This is a genomic window from Polynucleobacter bastaniensis, from assembly GCF_018882205.1.
Taxonomy (GTDB): Bacteria; Pseudomonadota; Gammaproteobacteria; order Burkholderiales; family Burkholderiaceae; genus Polynucleobacter; species Polynucleobacter bastaniensis.
Genome location: NZ_JACVOU010000003.1, coordinates 137,900 through 160,853, shown reverse-complemented (window position 1 = coordinate 160,853; position 22,954 = coordinate 137,900). Strand labels below are relative to the sequence as shown.

General features: G+C 46.7%; 21 protein-coding genes. 7 read left to right on the top strand and 14 right to left on the bottom strand.

What is annotated here, in order from left to right:
* Positions 1–10 precede the first annotated feature (10 nt).
* Positions 11–883, top strand: coding sequence for an outer membrane protein assembly factor BamD (locus tag ICN22_RS06805; RefSeq protein WP_216169513.1), 873 nt, complete (start codon positions 11–13; stop codon positions 881–883).
* Positions 884–904: 21 nt separating this feature from the next.
* Here ICN22_RS06805 and alr read toward each other — a convergent pair whose 3' ends face one another.
* Positions 905–2,005, bottom strand: a complete 1,101-nt coding sequence (gene alr / locus ICN22_RS06800) for an alanine racemase (protein WP_216169845.1) — start codon at positions 2,003–2,005, stop codon at positions 905–907.
* A 72-nt stretch (positions 2,006–2,077) separates the two neighbouring features.
* Here alr and lplT point away from each other — a divergent pair, with 72 nt between their 5' ends.
* A complete protein-coding gene (gene lplT, locus ICN22_RS06795) occupies positions 2,078–3,397 on the top strand; it encodes a lysophospholipid transporter LplT (protein WP_216169512.1) in 1,320 nt (439 codons plus the stop codon).
* A 9-nt stretch (positions 3,398–3,406) separates the two neighbouring features.
* Here lplT and ICN22_RS06790 read toward each other — a convergent pair whose 3' ends face one another.
* From ICN22_RS06790 to scpA, 8 genes are read right to left on the bottom strand one after another with little or no spacing between them, the layout of a single operon-like run.
* Positions 3,407–3,934 (bottom strand): uracil-DNA glycosylase family protein, encoded by a 528-nt coding sequence (locus ICN22_RS06790; RefSeq protein WP_216169511.1) that lies wholly within the window; start codon positions 3,932–3,934, stop codon positions 3,407–3,409.
* Positions 3,935–3,936: 2 nt separating this feature from the next.
* Positions 3,937–4,482, bottom strand: coding sequence for a ribosomal protein S18-alanine N-acetyltransferase (gene rimI / locus ICN22_RS06785; RefSeq protein ID WP_216169510.1), 546 nt, complete (start codon positions 4,480–4,482; stop codon positions 3,937–3,939).
* Positions 4,475–5,197, bottom strand: a complete 723-nt coding sequence (tsaB, locus tag ICN22_RS06780; protein ID WP_255533887.1) for a tRNA (adenosine(37)-N6)-threonylcarbamoyltransferase complex dimerization subunit type 1 TsaB — start codon at positions 5,195–5,197, stop codon at positions 4,475–4,477. Before tsaB ends, rimI begins: the two co-directional genes overlap by 8 nt.
* A gap of 17 nt (positions 5,198–5,214) precedes the next feature.
* The gene (locus tag ICN22_RS06775) at positions 5,215–5,679 is read right to left on the bottom strand and encodes a VOC family protein (RefSeq protein ID WP_216169509.1); all 465 of its coding nucleotides are present in this window, start codon (positions 5,677–5,679) and stop codon (positions 5,215–5,217) included.
* 7 nt (positions 5,680–5,686) lie between these two features.
* The gene (accC, locus tag ICN22_RS06770) at positions 5,687–7,711 is read right to left on the bottom strand and encodes an acetyl-CoA carboxylase biotin carboxylase subunit (protein ID WP_216169841.1); all 2,025 of its coding nucleotides are present in this window, start codon (positions 7,709–7,711) and stop codon (positions 5,687–5,689) included.
* 27 nt (positions 7,712–7,738) lie between these two features.
* Positions 7,739–9,271 (bottom strand): acyl-CoA carboxylase subunit beta, encoded by a 1,533-nt coding sequence (locus ICN22_RS06765; protein WP_216169508.1) that lies wholly within the window; start codon positions 9,269–9,271, stop codon positions 7,739–7,741.
* Positions 9,272–9,280: 9 nt separating this feature from the next.
* Positions 9,281–10,306: a methylmalonyl Co-A mutase-associated GTPase MeaB gene (gene meaB, locus ICN22_RS06760; protein WP_216169507.1), complete on the bottom strand. Its 1,026-nt coding sequence runs from the start codon at positions 10,304–10,306 to the stop codon at positions 9,281–9,283.
* A gap of 22 nt (positions 10,307–10,328) precedes the next feature.
* Positions 10,329–12,470, bottom strand: coding sequence for a methylmalonyl-CoA mutase (gene scpA / locus ICN22_RS06755; RefSeq protein WP_216169839.1), 2,142 nt, complete (start codon positions 12,468–12,470; stop codon positions 10,329–10,331).
* Between the two features lie 149 nt (positions 12,471–12,619).
* Between scpA and ICN22_RS06750 the strand changes: the two genes are divergently transcribed.
* Entirely contained in the window at positions 12,620–13,258 is a 639-nt protein-coding gene (locus ICN22_RS06750; RefSeq protein ID WP_216169506.1) for a GntR family transcriptional regulator, read from the top strand.
* 84 nt (positions 13,259–13,342) lie between these two features.
* On the opposite strand, the gene ICN22_RS06745 is transcribed toward ICN22_RS06750, so the two are convergent.
* Positions 13,343–13,687, bottom strand: a complete 345-nt coding sequence (locus tag ICN22_RS06745) for a c-type cytochrome (protein ID WP_216169505.1) — start codon at positions 13,685–13,687, stop codon at positions 13,343–13,345.
* 17 nt (positions 13,688–13,704) lie between these two features.
* A complete protein-coding gene (locus ICN22_RS06740) occupies positions 13,705–14,070 on the bottom strand; it encodes a c-type cytochrome (RefSeq protein ID WP_216169504.1) in 366 nt (121 codons plus the stop codon).
* Positions 14,071–14,236: 166 nt separating this feature from the next.
* Between ICN22_RS06740 and ICN22_RS06735 the strand changes: the two genes are divergently transcribed.
* From ICN22_RS06735 to ICN22_RS06725, 3 genes are read left to right on the top strand one after another with little or no spacing between them, the layout of a single operon-like run.
* Positions 14,237–15,094: an AAA family ATPase gene (locus tag ICN22_RS06735; RefSeq protein WP_216169503.1), complete on the top strand. Its 858-nt coding sequence runs from the start codon at positions 14,237–14,239 to the stop codon at positions 15,092–15,094.
* 32 nt (positions 15,095–15,126) lie between these two features.
* Entirely contained in the window at positions 15,127–16,302 is a 1,176-nt protein-coding gene (locus ICN22_RS06730; RefSeq protein WP_216169502.1) for a vWA domain-containing protein, read from the top strand.
* A 50-nt stretch (positions 16,303–16,352) separates the two neighbouring features.
* Complete coding sequence (locus ICN22_RS06725) at positions 16,353–16,811, top strand: RidA family protein (RefSeq protein WP_216169501.1); 459 nt, start codon at positions 16,353–16,355, stop codon at positions 16,809–16,811.
* Here the strand turns inward: ICN22_RS06725 and ICN22_RS06720 are convergent.
* A complete protein-coding gene (locus ICN22_RS06720; RefSeq protein WP_216169500.1) occupies positions 16,808–17,464 on the bottom strand; it encodes a nucleotidyltransferase family protein in 657 nt (218 codons plus the stop codon). The two genes, ICN22_RS06725 and ICN22_RS06720, sit on opposite strands and share 4 nt — an antisense overlap.
* Before the next feature lie 75 nt (positions 17,465–17,539).
* Between ICN22_RS06720 and ICN22_RS06715 the strand changes: the two genes are divergently transcribed.
* A complete protein-coding gene (locus tag ICN22_RS06715; RefSeq protein WP_216169499.1) occupies positions 17,540–18,499 on the top strand; it encodes an XdhC family protein in 960 nt (319 codons plus the stop codon).
* Between the two features lie 14 nt (positions 18,500–18,513).
* Here ICN22_RS06715 and parC read toward each other — a convergent pair whose 3' ends face one another.
* The gene (gene parC / locus ICN22_RS06710) at positions 18,514–20,931 is read right to left on the bottom strand and encodes a DNA topoisomerase IV subunit A (RefSeq protein ID WP_255533886.1); all 2,418 of its coding nucleotides are present in this window, start codon (positions 20,929–20,931) and stop codon (positions 18,514–18,516) included.
* Positions 20,931–22,919 (bottom strand): DNA topoisomerase IV subunit B, encoded by a 1,989-nt coding sequence (locus ICN22_RS06705; RefSeq protein ID WP_216169498.1) that lies wholly within the window; start codon positions 22,917–22,919, stop codon positions 20,931–20,933. Before ICN22_RS06705 ends, parC begins: the two co-directional genes overlap by 1 nt.
* Between the last annotated feature and the right edge of the window lie 35 nt (positions 22,920–22,954).

The window sequence follows — 22,954 nt, the reverse complement described above, 5'->3', positions numbered from 1 at the left end:
CCTTTTAGTTATGTCGGACGTTATTACAGACGCCAGTTTAAGGCTTGCGACCACCCTTGGGTCATCTTCCAGAAAATCCTTTATTTCTCTCCTAGTGGGCGCTAGCGCTGCTTGCCTTGTCCTGGGTGGATGTGCAGGCAGTGATGGCCAAAAAGATGACACGGATATTTGGTCAGAAACAAAACTGTATTCCGAAGCCACTGAGAAAATGAAAGATGCAGACTATGCAAAGTGCGGCAAGTATTTTGAAAAGCTAGAAGGCCGCTTCCCATTTGGACCTTATTCTCAACAGGCGCAAATTAATGCTGCCTTCTGCTATTGGAAAGCACAAGAGCAAGCCCAAGCTCTAGTTGCTATCGATCGATTTATTAAGCTGCATCAAGGCAGTCCCAACTTAGATTACGGCTATTACCTCAAAGGCTTAATCAGCTTTAATGATGATTTAGGTTGGCTCGGTAAATTTACAGGACAAGATTTGAGTGAGCGTGATCCAAAAGCAGCTAAAGAAGCTTTTGAATCTTTCAAGGTTGTCGTTGAGCGTTTCCCCGACAGTAAATATGCGCCGGATTCTTTAGATCGGATGCGCTATATCGTGAATTCATTAGCAGAGGCGGATGTCATTGTGGCCCGCTTCTACTATCAACGCGGAGCTTACCTAGCCTCCGCTAATAGAGCTCAGCTCGTGATTCGAGATTATGATCGCGCACCAGCTGTTGAGGAAGCGCTCTACCTGTTGACGAAGTCTTATGAAAAGCTGGGCATGACTGATCTTAGTAACGATGCGGCACGTGTCTTTAAGCTGAATTTCCCCGATAGTCAAATGATGCTGACCGGTCAACGCGTTCAGAAAGAACGTCGCTGGTGGCAGATCTGGAATAAGTAAAAATCGATATAGCCGGTGACTTCACTCAGTAAGCACCGGCACCCTTTGCGCCAATGCGCAAATCAATTCATAGCCAATGGTGCCGCTCATTTGAGCCACATCATCTACCGGTACCTCATTACCCCATAGCTCCACCACACTGCCTATCTTGGCATTAGGCGCCTCGCGCAGATCAATCGTCAACATGTCCATGGAGACTCTTCCAACAATTGGGCAAATGACGCCATCGCCCTGAGCATCAGCAGCCTCAACCCAAACTGGCGTGCCATCTTCCGCATGACGTGGATATCCATCGGCATAACCACCAGCTATCACACCAATACGCATATCTTCTGGAGCTTCATAGTGACCACCGTAACCTACATGGTCACCCTTCTTGAGGTTTTGGATGTCGATAATTTCACTACGCAAACTCATCACCGCTTGAAATTCAGAGCGGACGATATCGGAATACACTCCAGTTGGCGAAACGCCGTACAGCAAAATACCTGGGCGAATCCAATCTCCCAATGCGTTGCGATACCACAGGATTGCGGCTGAATTCGCCAAGGAAGATGGCGCCTCAAGTCCTTCGGTAGTTTTGTTGAAACACTCCATTTGTTCTCCAACCGTTGGCGAATGATCAACCTGGTCCGCATTAGCAAAGTGAGTCATGTGATGCAGATGGTATCCGGCAGCGTGCAAACGATGAAAGGCAGTGCGATATGCTTCCGGTCTAAACCCAAGGCGATTCATTCCAGAATTCAGTTTCAGGAAGACGTTTATTTGGTGACCTGAATGATTTTGGACGCTTTCAAGCCAAACAACCTGCTTCTCGCTGTGAACTACTAAGTCACATTGAAGCTTAATTACTAGCTCGAGCTCTCGCTGACTAAAAAGACCCTCTAAAAGGAGGATGCGACCTCCCCAACCATGATCTCTTAGCCATTGAGCATCAGCAATATCCAGCAAGGCAAAGCCATCAGTAGATTCCAGCCCCTTAAATGCGGCTTCTAGGCTGTGGCCATAGGCTTTAGCCTTCACAACTGCCCAGATCTTCGATTCTGGGGCAAGCTCCCGAATACGGCCTAAATTATGTCGAAAGGCATCAGTGTGTATAGTTGCCACAATAGGCCTACTAATAAAGCGGTTAGCCGACTGACTCATTTACACCCTCCTTTCATGTTTTAATTATTTAATGACTAGATTGTACGAATGAACCGTAGTTTTTACATTATTATGGCGGCGCAATTTTTTTCGTCGCTTGCTGATAACGCCTTGCTGATCGCAGCAATCGCCCTCTTAGTCCAGCTTGAAGCTCCGGCCTGGATGACTCCTTTACTCAAATTATTCTTCGTTGTCTCTTATGTATTGCTGGCAGCCTTTGTGGGGGCCTTTGCTGACTCCCGTCCCAAGGGCAATGTCATGTTCATCACTAATACGATTAAGTTTATCGGTTGCGTAGTCATGCTGTTCGGAAGCCACCCTTTACTGGCCTATGCAATTGTGGGCCTAGGAGCCGCTGCCTATTCACCTGCTAAATACGGCATCCTCACTGAGCTACTCCCACCTGAAAAGCTGGTGGCAGCCAATGGTTGGATTGAGGGGCTTACGGTAGGCTCCATCATTATGGGTACGGTGTTTGGCGGAGTGTTGATTAGCAAGTCCGTATCTGAAAGCCTCCTCGGATTTGATCTGCCAATCCTAGAAACTGGCATCGATACTGCGGCAGAGTCAGCCATCATGATCATCATGATGATTTATGTGCTGGCAGCCCTTATTAATTTACGCATCCCAGACACAGGGGCCCGCTACGAGTCCCAAAAGACCAATCCCATCGAGTTGGTAAAAGATTTTGCTGTCTGCTTTAAGACCCTTTGGGATGATCGTCTTGGCCAAATCTCATTGGCAGTCACTACTCTGTTTTGGGGTGCCGGTGCCACTTTGCAATTTATTGTGATTAAGTGGGCTCAGGTAGCTCTCCATATGACACTGTCTCAAGGGGCTATCCTCCAAGCAATATCTGCATTTGGGGTTGCCGGAGGAGCTATGTATGCTGCCTGGCGCATTCCTCTCAGAAGTTCACTCAAGGTACTCCCATATGGCATTGCCATGGGAGTAGTTGTTTGCGTTATGGCTATCTATAACTCAGACATGCTGCCTAACATTACGGTCTTGACTGTCGGGAAGTTTGAGCTTTCGCTCAAATTGCTGCCAGCATACTTCTTATTGATTTTGGTGGGCTGGTTAGCAGGCTATTTTGTTGTGCCTATGAATGCCCTACTGCAACATCGTGGGCACGTACTGATGTCAGCTGGCCACTCCATTGCGGTTCAAAACTTTAATGAAAATATTTCTGTTTTGATGATGCTACTAATCTATTCCGGATTGATTTGGTTGGATGTTCCAATTCAGGCAGTCATTATTGGCTTTGGCGTAGTGGTGAGTGTGATCATGTGGATGGTAATTAAACGTCATGCTGCCAATCAAGCCGAATACGACTCCATGCATTTAATTGGTGAACACAAGCACTAAGCTCAAGATTTAGATATTTTGCAATACTGATCTTGCCAGTAGAAGATCTTGCCAAAATAGGGCCTTATCCTTTGGCCTTGAAAGTAATTGATTTAATTCAAAAGTAGCTATCAGCGGCAGGTCCTCTGCACCATCAGCGTTAATGGCTAAAACAGTTTCGCGAAGTTCTGGCAGTGCATCCCGCTCACCAGATAATTTTTGAGCGGCAGCGCCACCAAACGCTAAGGCAACTATGGGTGTTCCATCTTGCGGCAATAGCTCGGGATTCAATTTGTCCGCGGGATTTTTCCAGGACCACTCTTGTGGGGTTAGGCCAAGAGCCCGAATGATATTCTGAAAAAGGACTTCAGCATCACCTTGAGGTTTGTTACCAAAAAACCACCATATGCCTGAAGAGTGACGCTCTTGTGTTTCTGTGGCAGCCTGATCATTGCTTACCTCGGCAGTAAGTATCGCTTGAATAGGCTCTGGAGCAGCGTCGCGCGTTGTCCACTCGGTGATACCCATTTCTTTAAGAAAGGTGGAGTTTGTACTCATAGTCATGCCTCAAGCTTAATCGATTTAGCCAAAACTAGCGCATCTTCACGCAAGCCATTGACAGCATCGACTGGGTAATAATTTTTGCGCAAACCAATTTGCTCATACCCCAGGCTTTGATAGAGATGAAGGGCTGCCTCGTTGCTAGGGCGAACCTCTAAAATAATCCGAGGCATATTTTGCTGTGCAGCTACCCCCTCAATGGCATTCATCATTTTTACGCCTATCCCCAAGCGACGTAATTTGGGTGAAACAGTAATATTTAGGAGATGCAATTCATCTACAGCAGGAAACAAGATGCAATAGGCCCAAAGAATTTCTGGATCTAAATAACTCCCTTTTACCGCATCTGCTAAATGGGGCCTTACACAATAAGCCCAATGACCCGCAGACAATGAGTCTGAGAAATTACCCTTAGTCCATGGATGTATGTGTGAAACTGCTTCAATAGCCAAAACCGAATCTAAATCTGCCGCAGTCATAGGCAAAAATGAAAGCTCAGAGACGCCTGCAGTATTCGATTGCACAGAGTTAAGCTTATCAACCATGTTGTTGACTTCGCTCTGCTGAGGTCAGCGCTACCTTATTACGAATGTATAGCGGCTCCAGCAAGTGAACGTCTTGTTGCAGGCCTTGACCCCACATATTTTGCGCACAAGCCAAAACGCCCAAGGAATTGACTCCGATAGTTGAATCAAGATGAGCGCTAGAAAATGGGCTTGGGGCGCTAGCAAAGATGCGGTCACCAAATTCAGCAATTGCGCTCCCTACTAAAAAATCAATCTGCGTGAGCTCAACTCCCTCTGGAGCAGTCAGATGAATATCACCCTGACGTACAGGCAATAGATTGGCTGCAACTTGATAGCTCGCCCAGTAAACTTCATCCATACGAGCATCAACAGCAATGACAAAAGACTGCGCCCCAGATGCAATAAATGCAGGGGTTTGAACCAGTTGATTGGCTATGGCATCAAGGCTGGCAACGGGTAGCACTGGCAAGCGAGCAGCTGTTGCCAAACCCTGAACAACAGCAACGCCAAGGCGAACACCTGTAAAAGCCCCGGGACCGATTCCTATGGCAATAGCGTCGAGGTCAATAAGTGCAATCGAGGCTTCGGATAACAACTCCTGAATCCAAGGCAGCAAGAGTTGGCTAGCCCCAGCCGACACCTTTTGGTGGCGAACTATGGGGGCAGCGTTATCTAAAGATAAAGCCACCGAGCACCAGGCTGAGGAGGTGTCGATGGCCAATATATGGGTCAATTGGAACTCTCTTGATCTTATGAACTCAAGCTTGCAATGATATCTGGTGGCGCCTGAACGAGTTCAATCAATACGCCCTCACCGCATAAAGGAAACTCTTCATTTCCTTTGGGGTGAACAAAAGTAATGTCATAACCAGCGGCGCCCTTACGTATCCCGCCAGGAGCAAATCGAAGACCTTGGGCAGATAACCATTCGACAGCCTTTGAAAGGTCATCAACCCATAAGCCAATGTGATTGAGGGGTGTTTGATGAACAGCAGGCTTCTTTTCAATATCAAACGGCTGCATCAAATCCACTTCAATCTCATGAGCCCCCTTACCGATAGCACAAATATCTTCATCCACGTTTTCACGTTCGGACACAAAAGTACTTTTGTACTCGAAACCTAATAAGTCAACCCAAAGCTTACGAAGACGATTCTTATCTTCGCCGCCGATAGCAATTTGCTGAATCCCCAATATCTTGAACGGTTTAGTCATGATTGCTCTATTCGAAGCGAATAATCAATTGATCAACTGCTAAGCTTTCGCCAACCTTGGCACAGATTTCAGCAACGACACCATCTTGAGCAGCAACAAGCGTGTTTTCCATCTTCATTGCTTCAATGGCAGCTAATTTTTGACCGGCTGTAACAGTCTCACCAACTTTGACAGAAATATTAGTCAATAGACCTGGCATTGGCGACATTACTAACTTAGAAGTATCTGGCGGAACCTTCACCAACATACGGCGCTGAAGCTCGGCACCGAGCGGACTAAGCACCATGCACTCAAAATGGGCGCCATCTAAAACAAGGGCGTATTTAACACCCTTACGCTCTACCTGTGCGGTAATTTTTTGTGTGCCATTGATGGTAGCGTGTAAACAAATCTCACCTGGACGCCATTTGCTAACGATGTTGTAACGACTAACATCACCTTCCTCTTCAATATAGACAGAGTAAATGCCATCTTTAAGTTCCACCCGGATAGGGATTTCTTTGATGTCTTCGCTTGAGCCTACCTTCGATCCAGTAACAACGACAAATCTCTTCGCAATGGTCATTTCATGACCAGCTAACTGGCCATCAATCATTTTGATGTGCTCAAGATAGCGATAGCGCATGAATGCCGCTAGAGCTGCTAAACGTTTAGGATCGGCTGGTTGCACTGAATCCTTTTTGAAGCCATCTGGATACTCTTCAGCAATAAAGCCAGTTGTAAAGTCTCCTGATACAAATCGAGGGTGCTGTAACAAAGCGGCTTGAAAAGGAATATTTGAGTGGATGCCACGAATGACGAAGTCGTTAAGCGCAGAGCGCATCTTTTCAATTGCTTCAGTACGATCCTTGCCATGCACAATCAATTTGGCAATCATGGAGTCGTAATACATCGGAATCTCGCCACCCTCATAGACACCAGTATCAACACGCACACCATCTAGCTCTGCTGGCGGACGGTATTTCACTAAGCGGCCAGTCGATGGTAAGAAGTTACGAAATGGATCATCCGCATTAATACGACACTCCATCGACCAGCCACTAAGCTTGATATCTTCTTGCTTAAATGCCAGTTTCTCGCCAGCAGCCACACGAATCATCTGCTCAACCAAATCGAGGCCAGTAATACCTTCAGTTACTGGGTGCTCCACTTGCAGGCGGGTGTTCATCTCGAGGAAGTAGAAGGACTTATCTTTACCCACCACGAACTCAACGGTACCGGCTGATTGATAATTAACCGCCCTTGCTAAAGCAACGGCTTGCTCACCCATGGCCTTACGCGTTGCAAGATCAATAAAGGGAGACGGCGCTTCTTCAATGACCTTTTGATGGCGACGCTGAATCGAGCAGTCTCGCTCACCGAGATACACAATATTGCCATGTGCATCACCCAGCACCTGAATCTCAATATGACGTGGACCTTCAACAAATTTTTCAATGAAGACACGATCATCACCAAAGCTATTGAGAGCCTCAGTTCGACAGGCTGTAAATCCTTCGAAAGTCTCTTTATCGTTAAAGGCTACGCGCAGGCCTTTACCACCACCACCTGCTGATGCTTTAATCATGACGGGATAGCCAATGTCTTGGGCAATCTTGACAGCATCTTCCGCTTTTTCTATTGCTTCATTAAATCCAGGGATCGTATTGACCTTAGCTTCTAAGGCAAGCTTTTTGGAAGCAATCTTGTCGCCCATCGCCGCAATAGATTGATGCTTGGGGCCGATAAAAACAATGCCCTCTTCTTCGCAACGACGTGCAAATTGCTCATTCTCAGATAAGAAACCGTAGCCAGGATGGACTGCTTCGGCGCCAGTATCCTTGCAGGCCTCAATGATGCGATCCATTACAAGATAGGATTCACGTGACGGTGCAGGCCCAATACAAACTGCTTCATCAGCCATCTGTACATGACGCGCTTCTTTATCAGCTTCAGAGTAGACGGCAACCGTTTTAATACCCATCTTTTTGGCGGTTTTAATCACACGGCAAGCAATCTCGCCGCGGTTAGCAATCAAAATTTTCTTAAACATTTTTGTGGTCATGATTTCTCCGGCGCCTTAAAGGGGGATGTTGCCGTGTTTGCGCGGTGGATTTGTAAGCTCTTTGTCCTTGAGCATTGCCAAAGAGCGTGAGATACGTTTACGTGTTTCATGAGGCAAGATGACGTCATCTATATACCCACGACGACCAGCTACAAAGGGATTGGCAAACTTGGCCTTGTACTCAGCTTCCCGAGCCGCAATTTTTGCCGGATCAGACTTTTCTTCGCGGAAGATAATTTCAACAGCCCCTTTGGGACCCATGACTGCAATTTCAGCTGAGGGCCAAGCAAAGTTCACATCGCCACGCAAGTGCTTAGAGGCCATCACATCATAGGCGCCACCGTAAGCCTTACGAGTAATCAGCGTGACCTTAGGAACGGTGCAATCGGCATAAGCGTAGAGCAGCTTTGCGCCATGCTTGATGATGCCGCCATATTCCTGAGAGGTGCCCGGCATAAATCCAGGTACATCAACTAAAGTGACTACTGGAATATTGAAGGCATCGCAAAAGCGAACGAAACGTGCAGCTTTGATAGATGCCTTGATATCTAAGCAGCCAGCTAACACTAAGGGCTGATTAGCGACGATACCAATTGAGCGACCTTCCATGCGTGCAAAACCAATCAAGATATTTTTAGCGTAATCAGGCTGGAGCTCAAAGAACTCGCCATCATCAACAATTTTCCTGATCAATTCTTTCATATCATAAGGCTGATTTGGATTGCTCGGCACCAATGTATCGAGTGAGAAATCAGGCTCTTCGGTACGCTGCGCCCCATTAATCATGGGCGGCTTTTCACGATTCGATAATGGGAGATAGTTAAAGAAACGACGGAGCATTATGATGGCATCAACGTCATTATCAAAAGCAAGATCGCAAACGCCTGAAATAGTTGAATGAGTTATTGCACCACCAAGCTCTTCAGCAGTGACATCCTCATGCGTTACCGTCTTCACGACTTCAGGGCCGGTCACAAACATATAGGAGCTGTCTTTCACCATAAAGATGAAGTCTGTGAGTGCAGGCGAGTAAACAGCGCCACCCGCTGATGGGCCCATGATCAAAGAGATTTGTGGAATCACACCCGAAGCGGTGACATTACGCTGGAAAATTTCAGCATAGCCACCTAGAGAAGCGACACCCTCCTGAATACGCGCACCACCGGAATCATTCAAGCCAATAACGGGCGCACCTACTTTAAGCGCCTGATCCATGATCTTACAAATCTTCTCCGCATGAGCCTCTGAAAGTGAGCCTCCCAAGACTGTAAAGTCCTGAGAAAATACAAAGACCAAACGGCCATTAATCATGCCGTAACCCGTGACAACACCATCACCAGGAACAGTCTGATCAGCCATACCAAAGTCATGGCAACGATGCTCAACAAACATGTCCCACTCTTCAAATGTGCCGGCATCTAGCAAGAGTTCAATACGCTCGCGTGCTGTTAACTTACCTTTGGAGTGTTGAGCAGCTATACGCTTTTGCCCACCACCTAATCTGGCGAGCTCACGCTTTGCTTCTAGCTGTTGAATGATTTCCTTCATAACTGCTCCTTAGAAAAATTCGTGGCCCATTGCCTCAAGCAAACGTCTGGCAGCAACCGAGGCGGCCATCGTTCCTTGGTTAACCTCAGCGCTCAGGCTGGGCAAAAGTGCTTGTACTACTGGGTGATTCTGAAAAGCATTCTTAAGACCCGCATCAATCCGATCCCACATCCAAGCCCCTGCTTGTTGCTTACGGCGCGATGCTAATTGACCGTTCGCATTTTGTAGTTTCTGAAAATGCAAAATTTTTTCCCACAACTCAGGTACGCCATTACCCTCAAGGGCACTTAAACACATGACGGTCGGATGCCAAAACTCCAAATCATGTGTGGCGTGATCAGGATTGCCTTGAAAGCCTAATAGTCGCAAAGAGCTGGTGATAAATAGTTGCGCACGCATAGCAGCATTGGGATCGATATCCACCTTGTTAATCACAATCAGATCAGCAATTTCCATCACGCCTTTTTTAATTGCTTGTAGATCGTCGCCGGCATTAGGTAGCTGCATTAATAGAAACATATCCGTCATACCGGCAACAGCAATTTCACTTTGACCTACGCCCACGGTTTCAACAATCACAATGTCAAATCCTGCAGCTTCGGCAACTAACATCGCCTCCCGAGTTTTCTCGGCCACGCCACCCAAGGTGCAAGATGATGGGCTCGGACGAATGAAGGCGTTATCCAAAACGGATAGTCTCTCCATACGAGTCTTATCGCCCAAAATAGAGCCACCCGATAAGCTCGAGGAAGGATCAATAGCGAGAACCGCAACGCGATGGCCTTTTGCAATTAAATCTAAGCCTAAGGTTTCGATGAGAGTAGATTTACCAACGCCAGGCACGCCTGAGATGCCCAAGCGAAAAGACTTACCCGTCTTGGGTAATAAAGTATTGAGCACCTCATCAGCACGCTGACGATGATCCATGCGAGTGGATTCAAGCAAAGTAATGATCTTGGCCAATGCACGGCGCTGCGCCGCTGAGGGTGCACCGGTAAGGTCATTCACTAAGGCTTGGTCTACTGCATTGAGCATGCTGTTTTCTTTTTATCTAAAGTTAAGCAGGCTTTGCAGATTTGCGAATCTGCTCGAGCACATCCTTAGCAGATGCTGGAATCGGAGTGCCTGGGCCATAAATACCCTTAACTCCAGCATCGTATAAGAACTCATAATCTTGCCTTGGAATGACTCCACCCACAAAGACAATAATGTCGTCGGCACCCTGCTTTTTCAATTCGGCAATTATGGCGGGAACTAAAGTCTTATGACCCGCTGCCAAAGTGGAAACTCCTAAAGCATGGACATCGTTCTCAATGGCTTGACGTGCGCACTCTTCAGGCGTTTGGAACAAAGGTCCAATATCTACGTCAAAACCTAAATCAGCAAAGGCGGTTGCAACCACTTTAGCGCCACGATCATGGCCATCCTGACCAAGTTTGGCAATCATCACACGCGGACGACGGCCAAAGTCTTTTGCGAAATCAGCGATCTCGACTTTCAATTTATCCCAGCCTTCGGCTGAGTCATAAGCAGCTGCATACACACCAGTCACCTTTTGAGTATCGGCGCGATGGCGCCCGTAAACTTTTTCCAATGCATCAGAGACTTCGCCAACCGTAGCGCGCAAACGGATTGCTTGCACAGCCAATTCCAATAGGTTGTCAGTGTTTTCTTCTGCGGCCTTAGTTAACGCTTCTAATGCTGTTTCTACCTTCTTAGAGTCGCGCTTCGCCTTGATATCTTTTAAACGAGCAACTTGGCTTTCTCGAACGATATCGTTGTCAATCATTAAAACGTCAACCAAGTCTTCTTTTCCAAGCTTGTATTTATTGACACCGACAATCACATCAGAGCCTGAATCAATCTTCGCTTGTTTCTCAGCAGCCGCAGCTTCAATCTTGAGCTTTGCCCAACCACTCTCGACAGCCTTGGTCATACCGCCCATGGCATCGACCTCTTGAACAATCTCCCAAGCTTTATCAGCCATCTCTTGAGTAAGACTTTCCATCATGTAAGAGCCAGCCCATGGATCGATCACGCTAGTGATATGAGTTTCTTCTTGCAGAATTAATTGCGTGTTGCGAGCTATACGGCTAGAGAACTCAGAAGGCAAAGCAATCGCTTCATCAAAGGAATTGGTATGCAAAGATTGTGTGCCACCAAATACAGCGGCCATGGCTTCAACGGTGGTGCGCACAACGTTGTTATACGGATCTTGCTCAGTTAAAGACCAGCCAGATGTTTGGCAGTGGGTGCGCAACATCAAGGACTTTGGATTCTTGGGTTCGAAGGACTTCATGATGCGCCACCAGAGAAGACGTGCAGCGCGTAACTTAGCAACCTCTAAGTAAAAGTTCATGCCGATAGCAAAGAAGAAGGAGAGGCGGCCAGCAAAGCCATCTACATCCAGGCCTTTTGCCAAAGCAGTTTTGACATACTCTTTACCGTCAGCCAATGTGAATGCCAATTCGAGAACTTGGTTCGCACCTGCCTCCTGCATGTGATAACCCGAAATCGAGATCGAATTAAATTTCGGCATATGTTTGGCGGTGTATTCGATGATGTCACCGATGATGCGGATCGAAGGCTCTGGTGGATAGATATAGGTATTGCGCACCATAAACTCTTTCAGAATGTCATTCTGAATAGTGCCTGATAGCAACTCTTGCTTCACACCCTGCTCTTCACCAGCAACGATATAACCCGCCAACACCGGCAGCACTGCTCCGTTCATCGTCATCGAAACGGATACCTTGTCTAGCGGAATTCCATCGAATAAGATTTTCATATCTTCTACTGAGTCGATGGCCACGCCTGCCTTGCCAACGTCACCAGTCACGCGCGGATGATCAGAGTCATAGCCACGATGAGTTGCCAAGTCAAAAGCAACAGAAACACCCTGACCACCTGAATCCAGCGCCTTGCGATAAAAGGCATTGGATTCTTCTGCAGTTGAGAAGCCGGCGTACTGGCGAATGGTCCAAGGTCGAACTGAATACATGGTTGCCTGTGGTCCACGTACGAAAGGCTCAAAGCCTGGCAAAGAATGGGTGTACTGAAGACCCTCGGTATCTTTGGCCGTATATAAAGCTTTTAGATGAATACCGTCTGGCGTTTGCCAGCCTAATTTATCAACATCACCATTGGGCGCTGACTTTTGGGCTGATTTTTTCCAAGCATCTAAATCGCAGTCTGGCACATTGGGCCAAGTATTAGATGAATTCGATGCAGACTTTTTATCACTTGTACTCACAAAGCACTCCCGGTTGGCTTTTTACATCATCACTAATTCTGTAGGGCTATTTTGCTTGACTTTTCTGAATTTGTCTAGATACTGTATACATAATTATGAATACAAAATTAATAAATAGGCCTTTATATGAGGATGTTGCCGAGCGCTTACGCGAGCAAATCTTCTCGCATGAACTAGCCCCCGGAAGCTGGCTGGATGAACAAAGCTTGGCTATTGCCTTCGGAATAAGCCGCACGCCTATGCGTGAAGCCATCAAGGTACTAGCTTCCGAGGGGCTTGTAACAAGCAAAATGAATAAAGGCTCTTATGTAACCGAGGTTGATAGGCGTGATTTAGAGCAAATCTTTACCGTTCTCTCCTTGCTAGAGGGTCAGGCAGCCAAAGAAACAGCTATAAATGCTACTGAAGCCCAGCTAACCCAATTGGATGATTTACATCACCGCCTCGAAAAGGCTGCTGCAGATCGCGATATCGGGCAGTTTTTTGAATTTAACGTCAAATTTCATGAATTAATCCAAGAAATTGCCGGAAATAAGTGGATGAATGGCGTTATTGATGACCTACGTAAGGTGCTCAAGCTCCAAAGACGTGATTCTTTAAGTAGAGGGGATCGCCTTTTAAGTTCCCTGCTTGAGCATCGGGAAATTCTCCAGGCTATTCTCAAAAGAGATCCCGTGGCTGCAGAGCTGGCTATGCGCAATCACCTCGCGAGAGGGCTTGAGGCTACGAAATAAAAGATACCCTACAAATGCTATAAATAACAAAGGCTTAGGTGATTAAGCTAAGCCTTATAGTGAGATTCTAGTTAATTAAGAAAATTACTTCTTAACAACAAAGTTTCCTGGCAATTTAGCAATATAAGCAGCCATATCAAGAAGATCTGCATCGCTGTAAGGCTTGGCCTGAGAAGACATTACTGCATTGTTACGGCCAAACTGCGGATTAGAGCCGCCAACTTGGTAAGCGCGCAAAGCGTAGTAGAGGTAATCAGCATGCTGACCGGCCAACTTTGGATAAGCGGGCAAGATTGGCGCATTAAGACCAGCACCATGGCAGGAGGCGCAGTTGCCCTTCTCTACAAGTGCTTGACCTTTTTCGGCGCTAGCTGCTTGAGCCAAGCCAATGCTGGATAACAAAATGGCGGTAATTAGTGCGAATTTCATAAACGTGCCTCTAAATATCACTTCAGTGGGTTATTAAGTGAGCTGGCAGTTTGCGCAGCATAGTATTCGCCGAGGTCAGCCATATCTTGATCAGACAAGCTACCTGCTATTGCGCGCATCGTTGGATGCTTTCTTTCACCTTTTTTGTAAGCCGCTAAAGAGCTGGCAATGTAAGCAGCATTTTGACCGCCAATCATGGGGACTTTGTATACCAAAGGATAGTCAGCGCGGTATTCAGGGATGGCATGGCAGCCAATACAGAGCCAAACCTTGCCTTGTCCAGCTTGGGCAGAACCTTTGACGTCTTGAGCTTGAGCTGAGAATCCGGCAAAAGCCAAAGCAGCACAGAGGGTCAATTGGGAAAGAATGAGGTGTTTTTTCATAGAAATCAGTAGTTACGAGTTTGATTCAAATCAATTTGGAGAGAGTATAGCGGAGACGAGCCGAGATCCCCTGTTTTTACCCCTTGAAATGAGTAAAAACACAGAAAGTAGCGACCCTTTTACCTATACTTGACGGCTATTCACAGACAAATTAATTGCCCTCACCATGACTAAGAACCAATCCCGCTTCGACGGCTCGCAAAGCTATGTAGCTACTGATGACTTGAAATTGGCTGTCAATGCCGCGATACGGCTTCAGCGCCCTTTATTAATAAAAGGAGAACCAGGAACAGGAAAAACCATGCTGGCCGAGGAAGTGGCTGCAGCCCTGAACATGCCACTGATGCAATGGCACATTAAATCGACCACCAAGGCGCAACAAGGTCTTTATGAATACGATGCCGTCAGCAGATTAAGAGACTCCCAGCTTGGCGATGAAAAGGTGAATGACATTCGCAATTACATTGTGAAAGGTGTTCTTTGGCAGGCATTTGAAGCAGATGAACCCGTTGTTTTGTTGATTGATGAGATTGATAAAGCCGATATTGAGTTTCCAAACGACCTCTTGCGAGAAATCGACCGTATGGAGTTCTATGTATACGAAACGCGTGAGTTGATCAAGGCAAAGCACCGCCCCCTTGTCATCATCACTTCAAATAATGAAAAAGAATTACCAGATGCATTTTTGCGTCGCTGCTTCTTCCACTACATCTCTTTTCCGGACGTAGAAACAATGCAAAGCATTGTGGATGTCCACCATCCAAATATCAAGCAAGAATTATTGGAAGCTGCGCTTCAATCTTTCTATCAAATCCGCTCTTTACCAGGCTTAAAAAAGAAGCCTTCCACTTCTGAGCTCATCGATTGGTTAAAGCTATTACTTGCAGAAGATATTCCTGCCGAGGCTCTGTATAGCGGTGATGACAAAATTACGATTCCTCCGCTGCATGGAGCGCTTCTTAAAAATGAGCAAGATATACATCTCTTCGAGCGTTTGGTGATGATGAACCGCAATCACCGCTGATCTGACGAGCTAATATTTTTAATAACTGAATCATGTTGATTCAATTCTTTCTCAATCTCAAAGAGGCCAAAGTGCCTGTTTCAGTGCGGGAATTTTTAACGCTGCTAGAAGCGCTAAAGGAAGGGGTTATTGATCCTTCGATTGATGAGTTTTATCAACTAGCCCGGATGACCTTAGTCAAGGATGAGCAGCACTTTGATCGCTTTGATCAAGTGTTTGGCTCCTACTTCAATGGTGTAGAGCAAATCATCGCTTTAGCTCCTGATATTCCTTTGGACTGGCTTGAGAAAAAACTGCAACGCGTATTAACTGAAGAAGAAAAGGCGGCACTCAAAAAATTAGGCGGGCCTGAAGCGTTAAAAAAGCGCCTTCAAGAGCTTTTGAAAGAGCAAAAAGAATGGCATGGTGGTGGCAATAAATGGATTGGTGCGGGTGGTTCATCTCCCTTTGGGCATAGCGGCTTCCACCCAGAGGGTATTCGTATTGGCGGCGAGAGTGCGGGCAATCGTACGGCCGTCAAAGTCTGGGAAGTCCGAGAATTTAAAGACTACGACTGCGATCTCAGCCTAGGAACGCGCAATATCAAAATGGCTTTACGTCGCTTACGTCGTTTTGCCAGAGAAGGCTTAAATCTAGAGTTAGATCTCGATAAAACGATTCACTCTACTGCTGCAAACGCAGGGATGCTCGATATCCAAATGCGTCCAGAGCGTCACAACCAGGTCAAAGTCTTGTTACTGATGGATGTGGGCGGTTCGATGGATGATCATATTACGCGCATCTCTGAATTATTTACCGCCGTCAAAACAGAATTCAAATACTTGGAGTATTACTACTTTCATAACTGCGTATATGAAAATCTCTGGCAAAGTAATCGTCGCAGACGCAATCAAGTTACCGCAACTCAAGACGTAATCAATAAGTATGGCTCCGACTACAAACTGATTTTCATTGGTGATGCCACTATGTCACCTTACGAGATTCTAAGCCCCAATGGATCGGTTGAATATAACAATCGAGAAGCTGGTGCTGCGTGGATTAATCGCCTCATTGAGCACTTCCCTCACTTTGCCTGGCTTAATCCAGAACCAGAATCAGTTTGGCAATATCGACAATCCATCGACATCATGAAAGGTCTCATGAAAGACCGCATGTATCCTGTGACCTTAAATGGTCTCGAGAATGCCATGCGTCAACTATCAAAGTAATCCAGTAAGATTTACCTAACCTTCTTTATTTTTTTCTTCACTAAAACTCTATGACAAATCACATTAGCGATCGCCTAAAATCCCTCGGTATTGACTTACCTCCAGCTGGCCCTCCTGCTGCTGCCTACGTCATGGCAGCAACGACTGGCAATACCGTTTTTCTGTCGGGGCATATTGCTAAGCGAGATGGCAAGCCCTGGGTTGGCAAGCTGGGTCTTGATATAGATACCGAAACCGGTAAGGCTGCCGCGAAATCCATTGCGATTGATCTCATTGCCACACTTCAAAATCACTTAGGCTCACTGGATAAAGTAAAGCGCATAGTCAAAGTGATGGGGCTAGTGAACTCGACCTCTGAATTTACAGAGCAACACTTAGTCGTGAACGGTTGCTCAGAACTACTTTTTGAAGTGTTTGGTGATGCGGGAAAACATGCTCGTAGCGCATTTGGTGTGGCGCAAATCCCTCTGGGTGCTTGTGTTGAAATCGAGTTAATTGCAGAGATTTAAAAAGGAAATAGATTTAATTTGTGTCTTTGGATGTCTTCCGGTGTGTCGACATCCATCACAAATGCCTGATTACAGGTGTGCATAGCTCTTACCTTGTCGGGATTGGCATCCATGAAAGATCGACAAACCATGCCTGGTTTGGCCAATACATCCAAGAAAGCTTTATAAGAAAACAACACAGGATTGCCCCGCTTTCCATCCACTAATGGCAGAATAATTTCCTGACCATCTTCTCGCTTAGTGTATTCATCAAGCAATTCTTGTATTTCCTTTGCACCCACTTCAGGCTGATCGGAAAGCGCGACTAGCAAGGCATCGAAATTAGATTTAAATGATTCTAGACCTAAGCGAACTGAGGATGGCTGACCCGCCTCTGGTGAAGCATTTCTAATGATCTTCATCGGATGAGTTAAAGAGGCATTCATCTTTGCGATTACAGACTCAATCAACTGAGCATGAAAGCCAGTGACCACAATGCATTCGACAGGACTAAATCCTTGAATTGCACTTGTAAAACGCTCTAAAAGAGTCTTTCCATCACGATGAAGCAAGGTTTTTGGATGGGTACCTAGCCGACTGCCCTCGCCCGCCGCCAATAAGAGCACGGCTATACGTAATTGTGCATCTTGGGCTGATGGGCTAGAACTTGTCATTAGAGAGATAATAATTAGATTGCTAGCAATAAATAATAAATATAAAAATTAAACGTAAGAAATTAAAAACAGTAAATGAATAGTACCGATTTAAGTGTATTAAAAGCCGCGGTAGATTGGCTCAAATCAGGCCATCCGGTTGCCATTGCCACCGTTGTTCAAACTTGGGGATCCGCTCCAAGACCTATTGGCTCGTGGTTGGCTATTCGAGGTGACGGGCAAGTTACCGGCTCAGTTTCTGGTGGATGCGTCGAGGATGACCTGATTCGCCGAGTACAAACTGAAATCCTAACTCGAGATTTACCAGAAATGGTGGTGTATGGCGTTAGCCAACAAGAGGCCGCCCGTTTTGGCCTGCCCTGTGGCGGAACCCTTCGATTGCTTGTAGAGCCAAAACCAGAGCTAGCTATTTTGGAGGCCATTCTAGAGTCCATTAGCAACCACCAAATTACTTCACGCACAGTGGATCTTGCGACTGGTAAATCTACGCTCGCAGCTGGTAATCGTAATGAGGCATTCATCTGCGATGAGCGCTTGATGAAAACTACTTACGGTCCTCGCTGGCGCATGGTGATCATTGGGGCCGGACAGCTGTCACTGTATACCGCTGACTTTGCGCTTGCGTCAGACTTTGAAGTAATAGTCATTGACCCGCGCGAAGAATATGCAGAAGGCATCAATCGTGAACAGATTCAGTTTATCAAGGGTATGCCAGACGACGTGCTGTTAGAAATTGGGGTTGACTCCCATACAGCGGTTGTAGCCTTAACGCATGACCCTAAGCTTGATGACATGGCTTTAATGGAGGCATTGAAGTCCCCTGCTTTTTATGTGGGAGCACTGGGTAGCAGAATCAATACCAAGAAACGTAAAGACCGCTTGCTGGAATTTGATGTGACACAGGAGCAAGTTGAACGCCTTCACGGACCCGTTGGTCTATTTATCGGCGCTTTGACTCCGCCTGAGATAGCCGTATCGATCCTAGCTGAAGTCATTGCCGTCAAGTACGGCGTACCAGTTCCCAAGAAGGTTTAACGCAGATTAGCTTCTTAGTTCGCTGTGAGCTTTCCGTCTTTGAGTCTTGGCTCTACAAAGTGACCTTTACGGGCACGATTACCTGCAAACGACTTCAAGGTTTTCGCATCAAGACTGAGCTCCGTTGGTTTACCAGCACGCCCCGCACCTGAATACGTAGCGCCATCAGGACCAACAGCAATGGCAGCGGCTAACCTCTCTTTATCATCCAAGCCCATCAGAATGACACCTTTACCACCAGTCGGTAAGCGCTTTAGCTCATCCAGCGGGAACACTAATAACTTAGAGCTTTCAGATAAACAAGCTACCTGCTTCATACCTGCCGTGACCTTAGCAACCCCCAAAGGCGCATCACCACCTGGAAATTTGCTGTCGATTCCAACAAAAGATTTACCAGCCTTATTGCGGGTAGTCATGTCTGCCACGTTGGCAAGGAAGCCGTTACCTGATCTAGTAGAAATCAATACAAGATCATCAGACTGACCAGCATAGTAAGCAACCATTTGTGATCCAGCGGCTAAATTCACAAAGCTAGTTAACGGTGAGCCATCGCCACGCGCGCCAGGCAATTCACTGACTGGCACGGTATAGACGCGGCCATCACTACCAAAGCCTTGCATCACATCAACTGTGCGGCACTCAAATGTGCCATACAAGGCATCACCCGCTTTAAAGGCAAACTGGGTTGCATCATGTTCATGGCCTTGGCGTACGCGTACCCAACCTTTTTGCGACACGATCACGGTGACTGGCTCATCTAATACTTTAGTCTCAGCTACAGCGCGCTTATCTTCCTGAATTAAGGTGCGACGATCATCGCCGAAATCCTTCATGTCGGATTCGATTTCTTTGATGATACGTTTACGTAGAACGGTATCGCTCTGCAATAAACCTTCAAGGTCATCACGCTCAGACTTGAGTTCTTTCAACTCTTGCTCAATCTTGATGCCCTCAAGGCGGGCCAACTGACGCAAGCGGATATCGAGAATATCTTCTGCTTGACGATCACTCAGCTTAAACTCTTTGATGAGGTCAGCCTTAGGTTCATCGCTATTGCGAATGATCTTAATGACCTTATCAATATTCAGAAGGACGATTAAGCGCCCTTCCAAAATATGCATCCGGTCATTCACCTTGCCTAAACGGTATTGAGTACGTCTTGTAACAGTAGCCACTCTGAAAGAAATCCACTCAGAAATAATCTTTTTAAGACCCTTTTGACGTGGACGACCATCAGTACCAATCATGACCAAGTTCATTGGTGCATTGGACTCTAGTGATGTATGAGCTAGCAATAAGTTAGCAAGCTCATTGACATCAATGTTTTTACTCTTAGGCTCAAACACCAAGCGTACAGCTGCATCTTTACTAGATTCGTCACGTACGCCATCAAGGACATTCAGAATGGTGGATTTGAGATTGCTTTGCTCTGGGGTCAAAGTCTTCTTGCCAACTTTGACTTTAGGATTGGTGATTTCTTCAATCTCTTGCAATACCCGCTGCGATGAAGTTGATGGCGGTAGTTCATTCACCACGATTTGCCATTGACCACGTGCCAATTCTTCAACAGACCAACGGGCACGTACTTTTAAGCTGCCGCGACCTGCTTCATAAATCTGCGCAATTTCTGCTGGAGAAGAAATAATTTGACCGCCACCAGGGTAGTCCGGGCCAGGTATGATTTCCAGTAACTCTGAAGTACTCATCTTCGGAGACTTCATCAAGGCAATCGCTGCGCTAGCCACTTCTCGTAGGTTATGTGAAGGAATCTCCGTTGCCATACCTACCGCAATACCTGATGCGCCATTCAATAGAACAAATGGTAAGCGTGCTGGTAACAACTTAGGTTCTTGAAAAGATCCGTCATAGTTCGGCGCAAAATCGACCGTACCTTCATCAATCTCGCTTAACAACAAACCAGCAATTTTGGTTAAACGCGCTTCGGTGTAACGCATTGCCGCTGCACCATCTCCATCACGGGAACCAAAGTTACCTTGACCATCAATCAATGGATAACGTAATGAGAAACTTTGGGCAAGACGCACTAATGCGTCATAAGCAGATTGATCGCCATGGGGATGGAATTTACCCAGTACATCACCGACCACACGCGCACTCTTGACTGGCTTCGCATCAGCACGCAAACCCATCTCACTCATCGAGAACAGAATGCGGCGTTGAACTGGCTTCTGACCATCGGATACATCTGGCAGAGCGCGACCCTTGACGACGCTAATGGCGTAATCTAAGTAAGCACGTTCAGCATAGACGGCCAGCGTGAGGCTATCCTTGTCATCCTCATTAAGTTCAATCTTTTTCGGATCATGCGGATCATTGGGGCCGCCTGCCTGAGTAGCAATGGGTTCATCGATTGCAAACAAGTCAGCTTGCTCTGTAGAGTCTACGCTACCTGGAGTTTTTTTAATTGCCATTAAATATCCGCCTCTACTTCGTTACCGCGCTCTTCTAACCAATCACGACGCGCTCCGGATTCGGATTTACCCATCAACATATCCATTGTTTTAATTGTTTCATCTTCTGTCCATGCGCCCAAGGTCACCGGTAAGAGACGGCGGGTATCCGGATTGAGGGTGGTATCCCACAGTTGCTCAGCACTCATCTCGCCCAAACCTTTAAAGCGAGATATCTGCCATGCAGACTCCTTGACACCATCTTTACGTAACTTGTCTTCAATTGCTTGCAGTTCACTTGCATCAAGGGCGTAAATCTTTTGTGCCGGTTTTTTGCCGCGAGCTGGCGCATCCACTCTAAATAAAGGTGGTCGCGAAATATGGATATGTCCTAATTCAATTAACTTCGGGAAATGTTTATAGAACAAGGTGAGCAGTAATACCTGAATATGCGCGCCATCGACGTCCGCATCAGACAAGATGCAGACCTTGCCGTAACGCAGGTTCGATAAATCTGGCGTGTCATTAGCACCATGTGGATCAACACCAATGGCTACCGCAATGTCATGCACTTCATTATTGGCGAACAGGCGATCGCGCTCGGCTTCCCAGGTATTAAGAACCTTACCGCGCAAAGGCAGAATCGCTTGATATTCTTTGTTGCGCCCCATCTTGGCTGAGCCGCCCGCTGAATCACCCTCAACGAGGAAAATTTCATTCAGGCTAATGTCTTGGCTTTCACAATCAGTCAGCTTTCCTGGAAGAACCGCTACACCAGAAGATTTTTTCTTCTCTACTTTTTGACCGGCACGGGTTCTTGCTTGGGCTTGCTTAATTACTAAGTCGGCTAATTTACGACCGTAATCTACGTGTTCATTAAGCCAAAGCTCTAATGCAGATTTAGCGTAGCCAGAAACTAGGCGCACTGCGTCTCTTGAGTTCAGGCGCTCTTTAATTTGCCCCTGAAATTGTGGGTCTAGCACCTTGGCAGACAAAATAAATGAGGCGCGTGCAAAGACATCTTCAGGCATCAACTTGACACCCTTAGGTTGCAGAGCATGCATCTCAATAAAACCTTTGACCGCATTAAAGAGGCCTTCACGCAAACCACTTTCATGCGTGCCACCTGCAGGAGTCGGAATTAAGTTCACATAACTTTCACGCACTGGCGCACCATCTTCAGTCCAGGTAACAACCCAGGCCGCGCCTTCACCTTCGGCAAAGGAATCATCATCACCGTTACCAGTAGCGTATTGCTCACCCTCAAAAGGAGGAATCACTTCTGCGCCATGACCTGCTTGAGCTATCGCTTCATTTAAATAACCTCGCAAGCCTTGGGCATATTGCCAAGTTTGGCTCTCGCCAGACTTTTCTTGAATCAGGGTCACTTTTACACCTGGCAATAAGACTGCCTTCGAGCGTAATAAACGAATGAGTTCAGGCATGGGGATGGCTGCGTTATCAAAGTACTTGCCATCAGGCCATGCACGTACTCGTGTACCGTGAGACTTATCCTCTTTGCCAGCGGCGCTGGTTTTGAGCTTTGCAATCACCCTGCCATCAGCAAAGGTCAATGTAGAGACTTGACCCTCACGCCATACGGTGACCTCAAGTCGCTTAGATAAAGCATTGGTTACCGAGACACCAACACCATGCAAACCGCCAGAGAAGGCATACGCTCCACCAGAGCCTTTTTCGAATTTACCGCCCGCATGAAGCTGAGTGAAGACGATTTCTACTACCGGGAGCTTTTCAGTTGGGTGCATTCCGACAGGAATACCGCGGCCATCATCCTCCACGCTCACACTGCTATCGGTGTGCAAAGTCACAATGATTTGCTTGCCAAATCCGCCTAGCGCCTCGTCAGAAGCGTTATCCAGCACCTCCTGAATGATGTGCAAGGGATTGTCAGTGCGGGTGTACATTCCCGGCCGCTGACGGACGGGTTCAAGCCCTTTTAAGACTTGAATCGATGATTCGCTGTATTCGGATGTTTTACGGGTAGCCATGCGCGCAAATTGTAGTCATGTCTGAAGGAAAACCT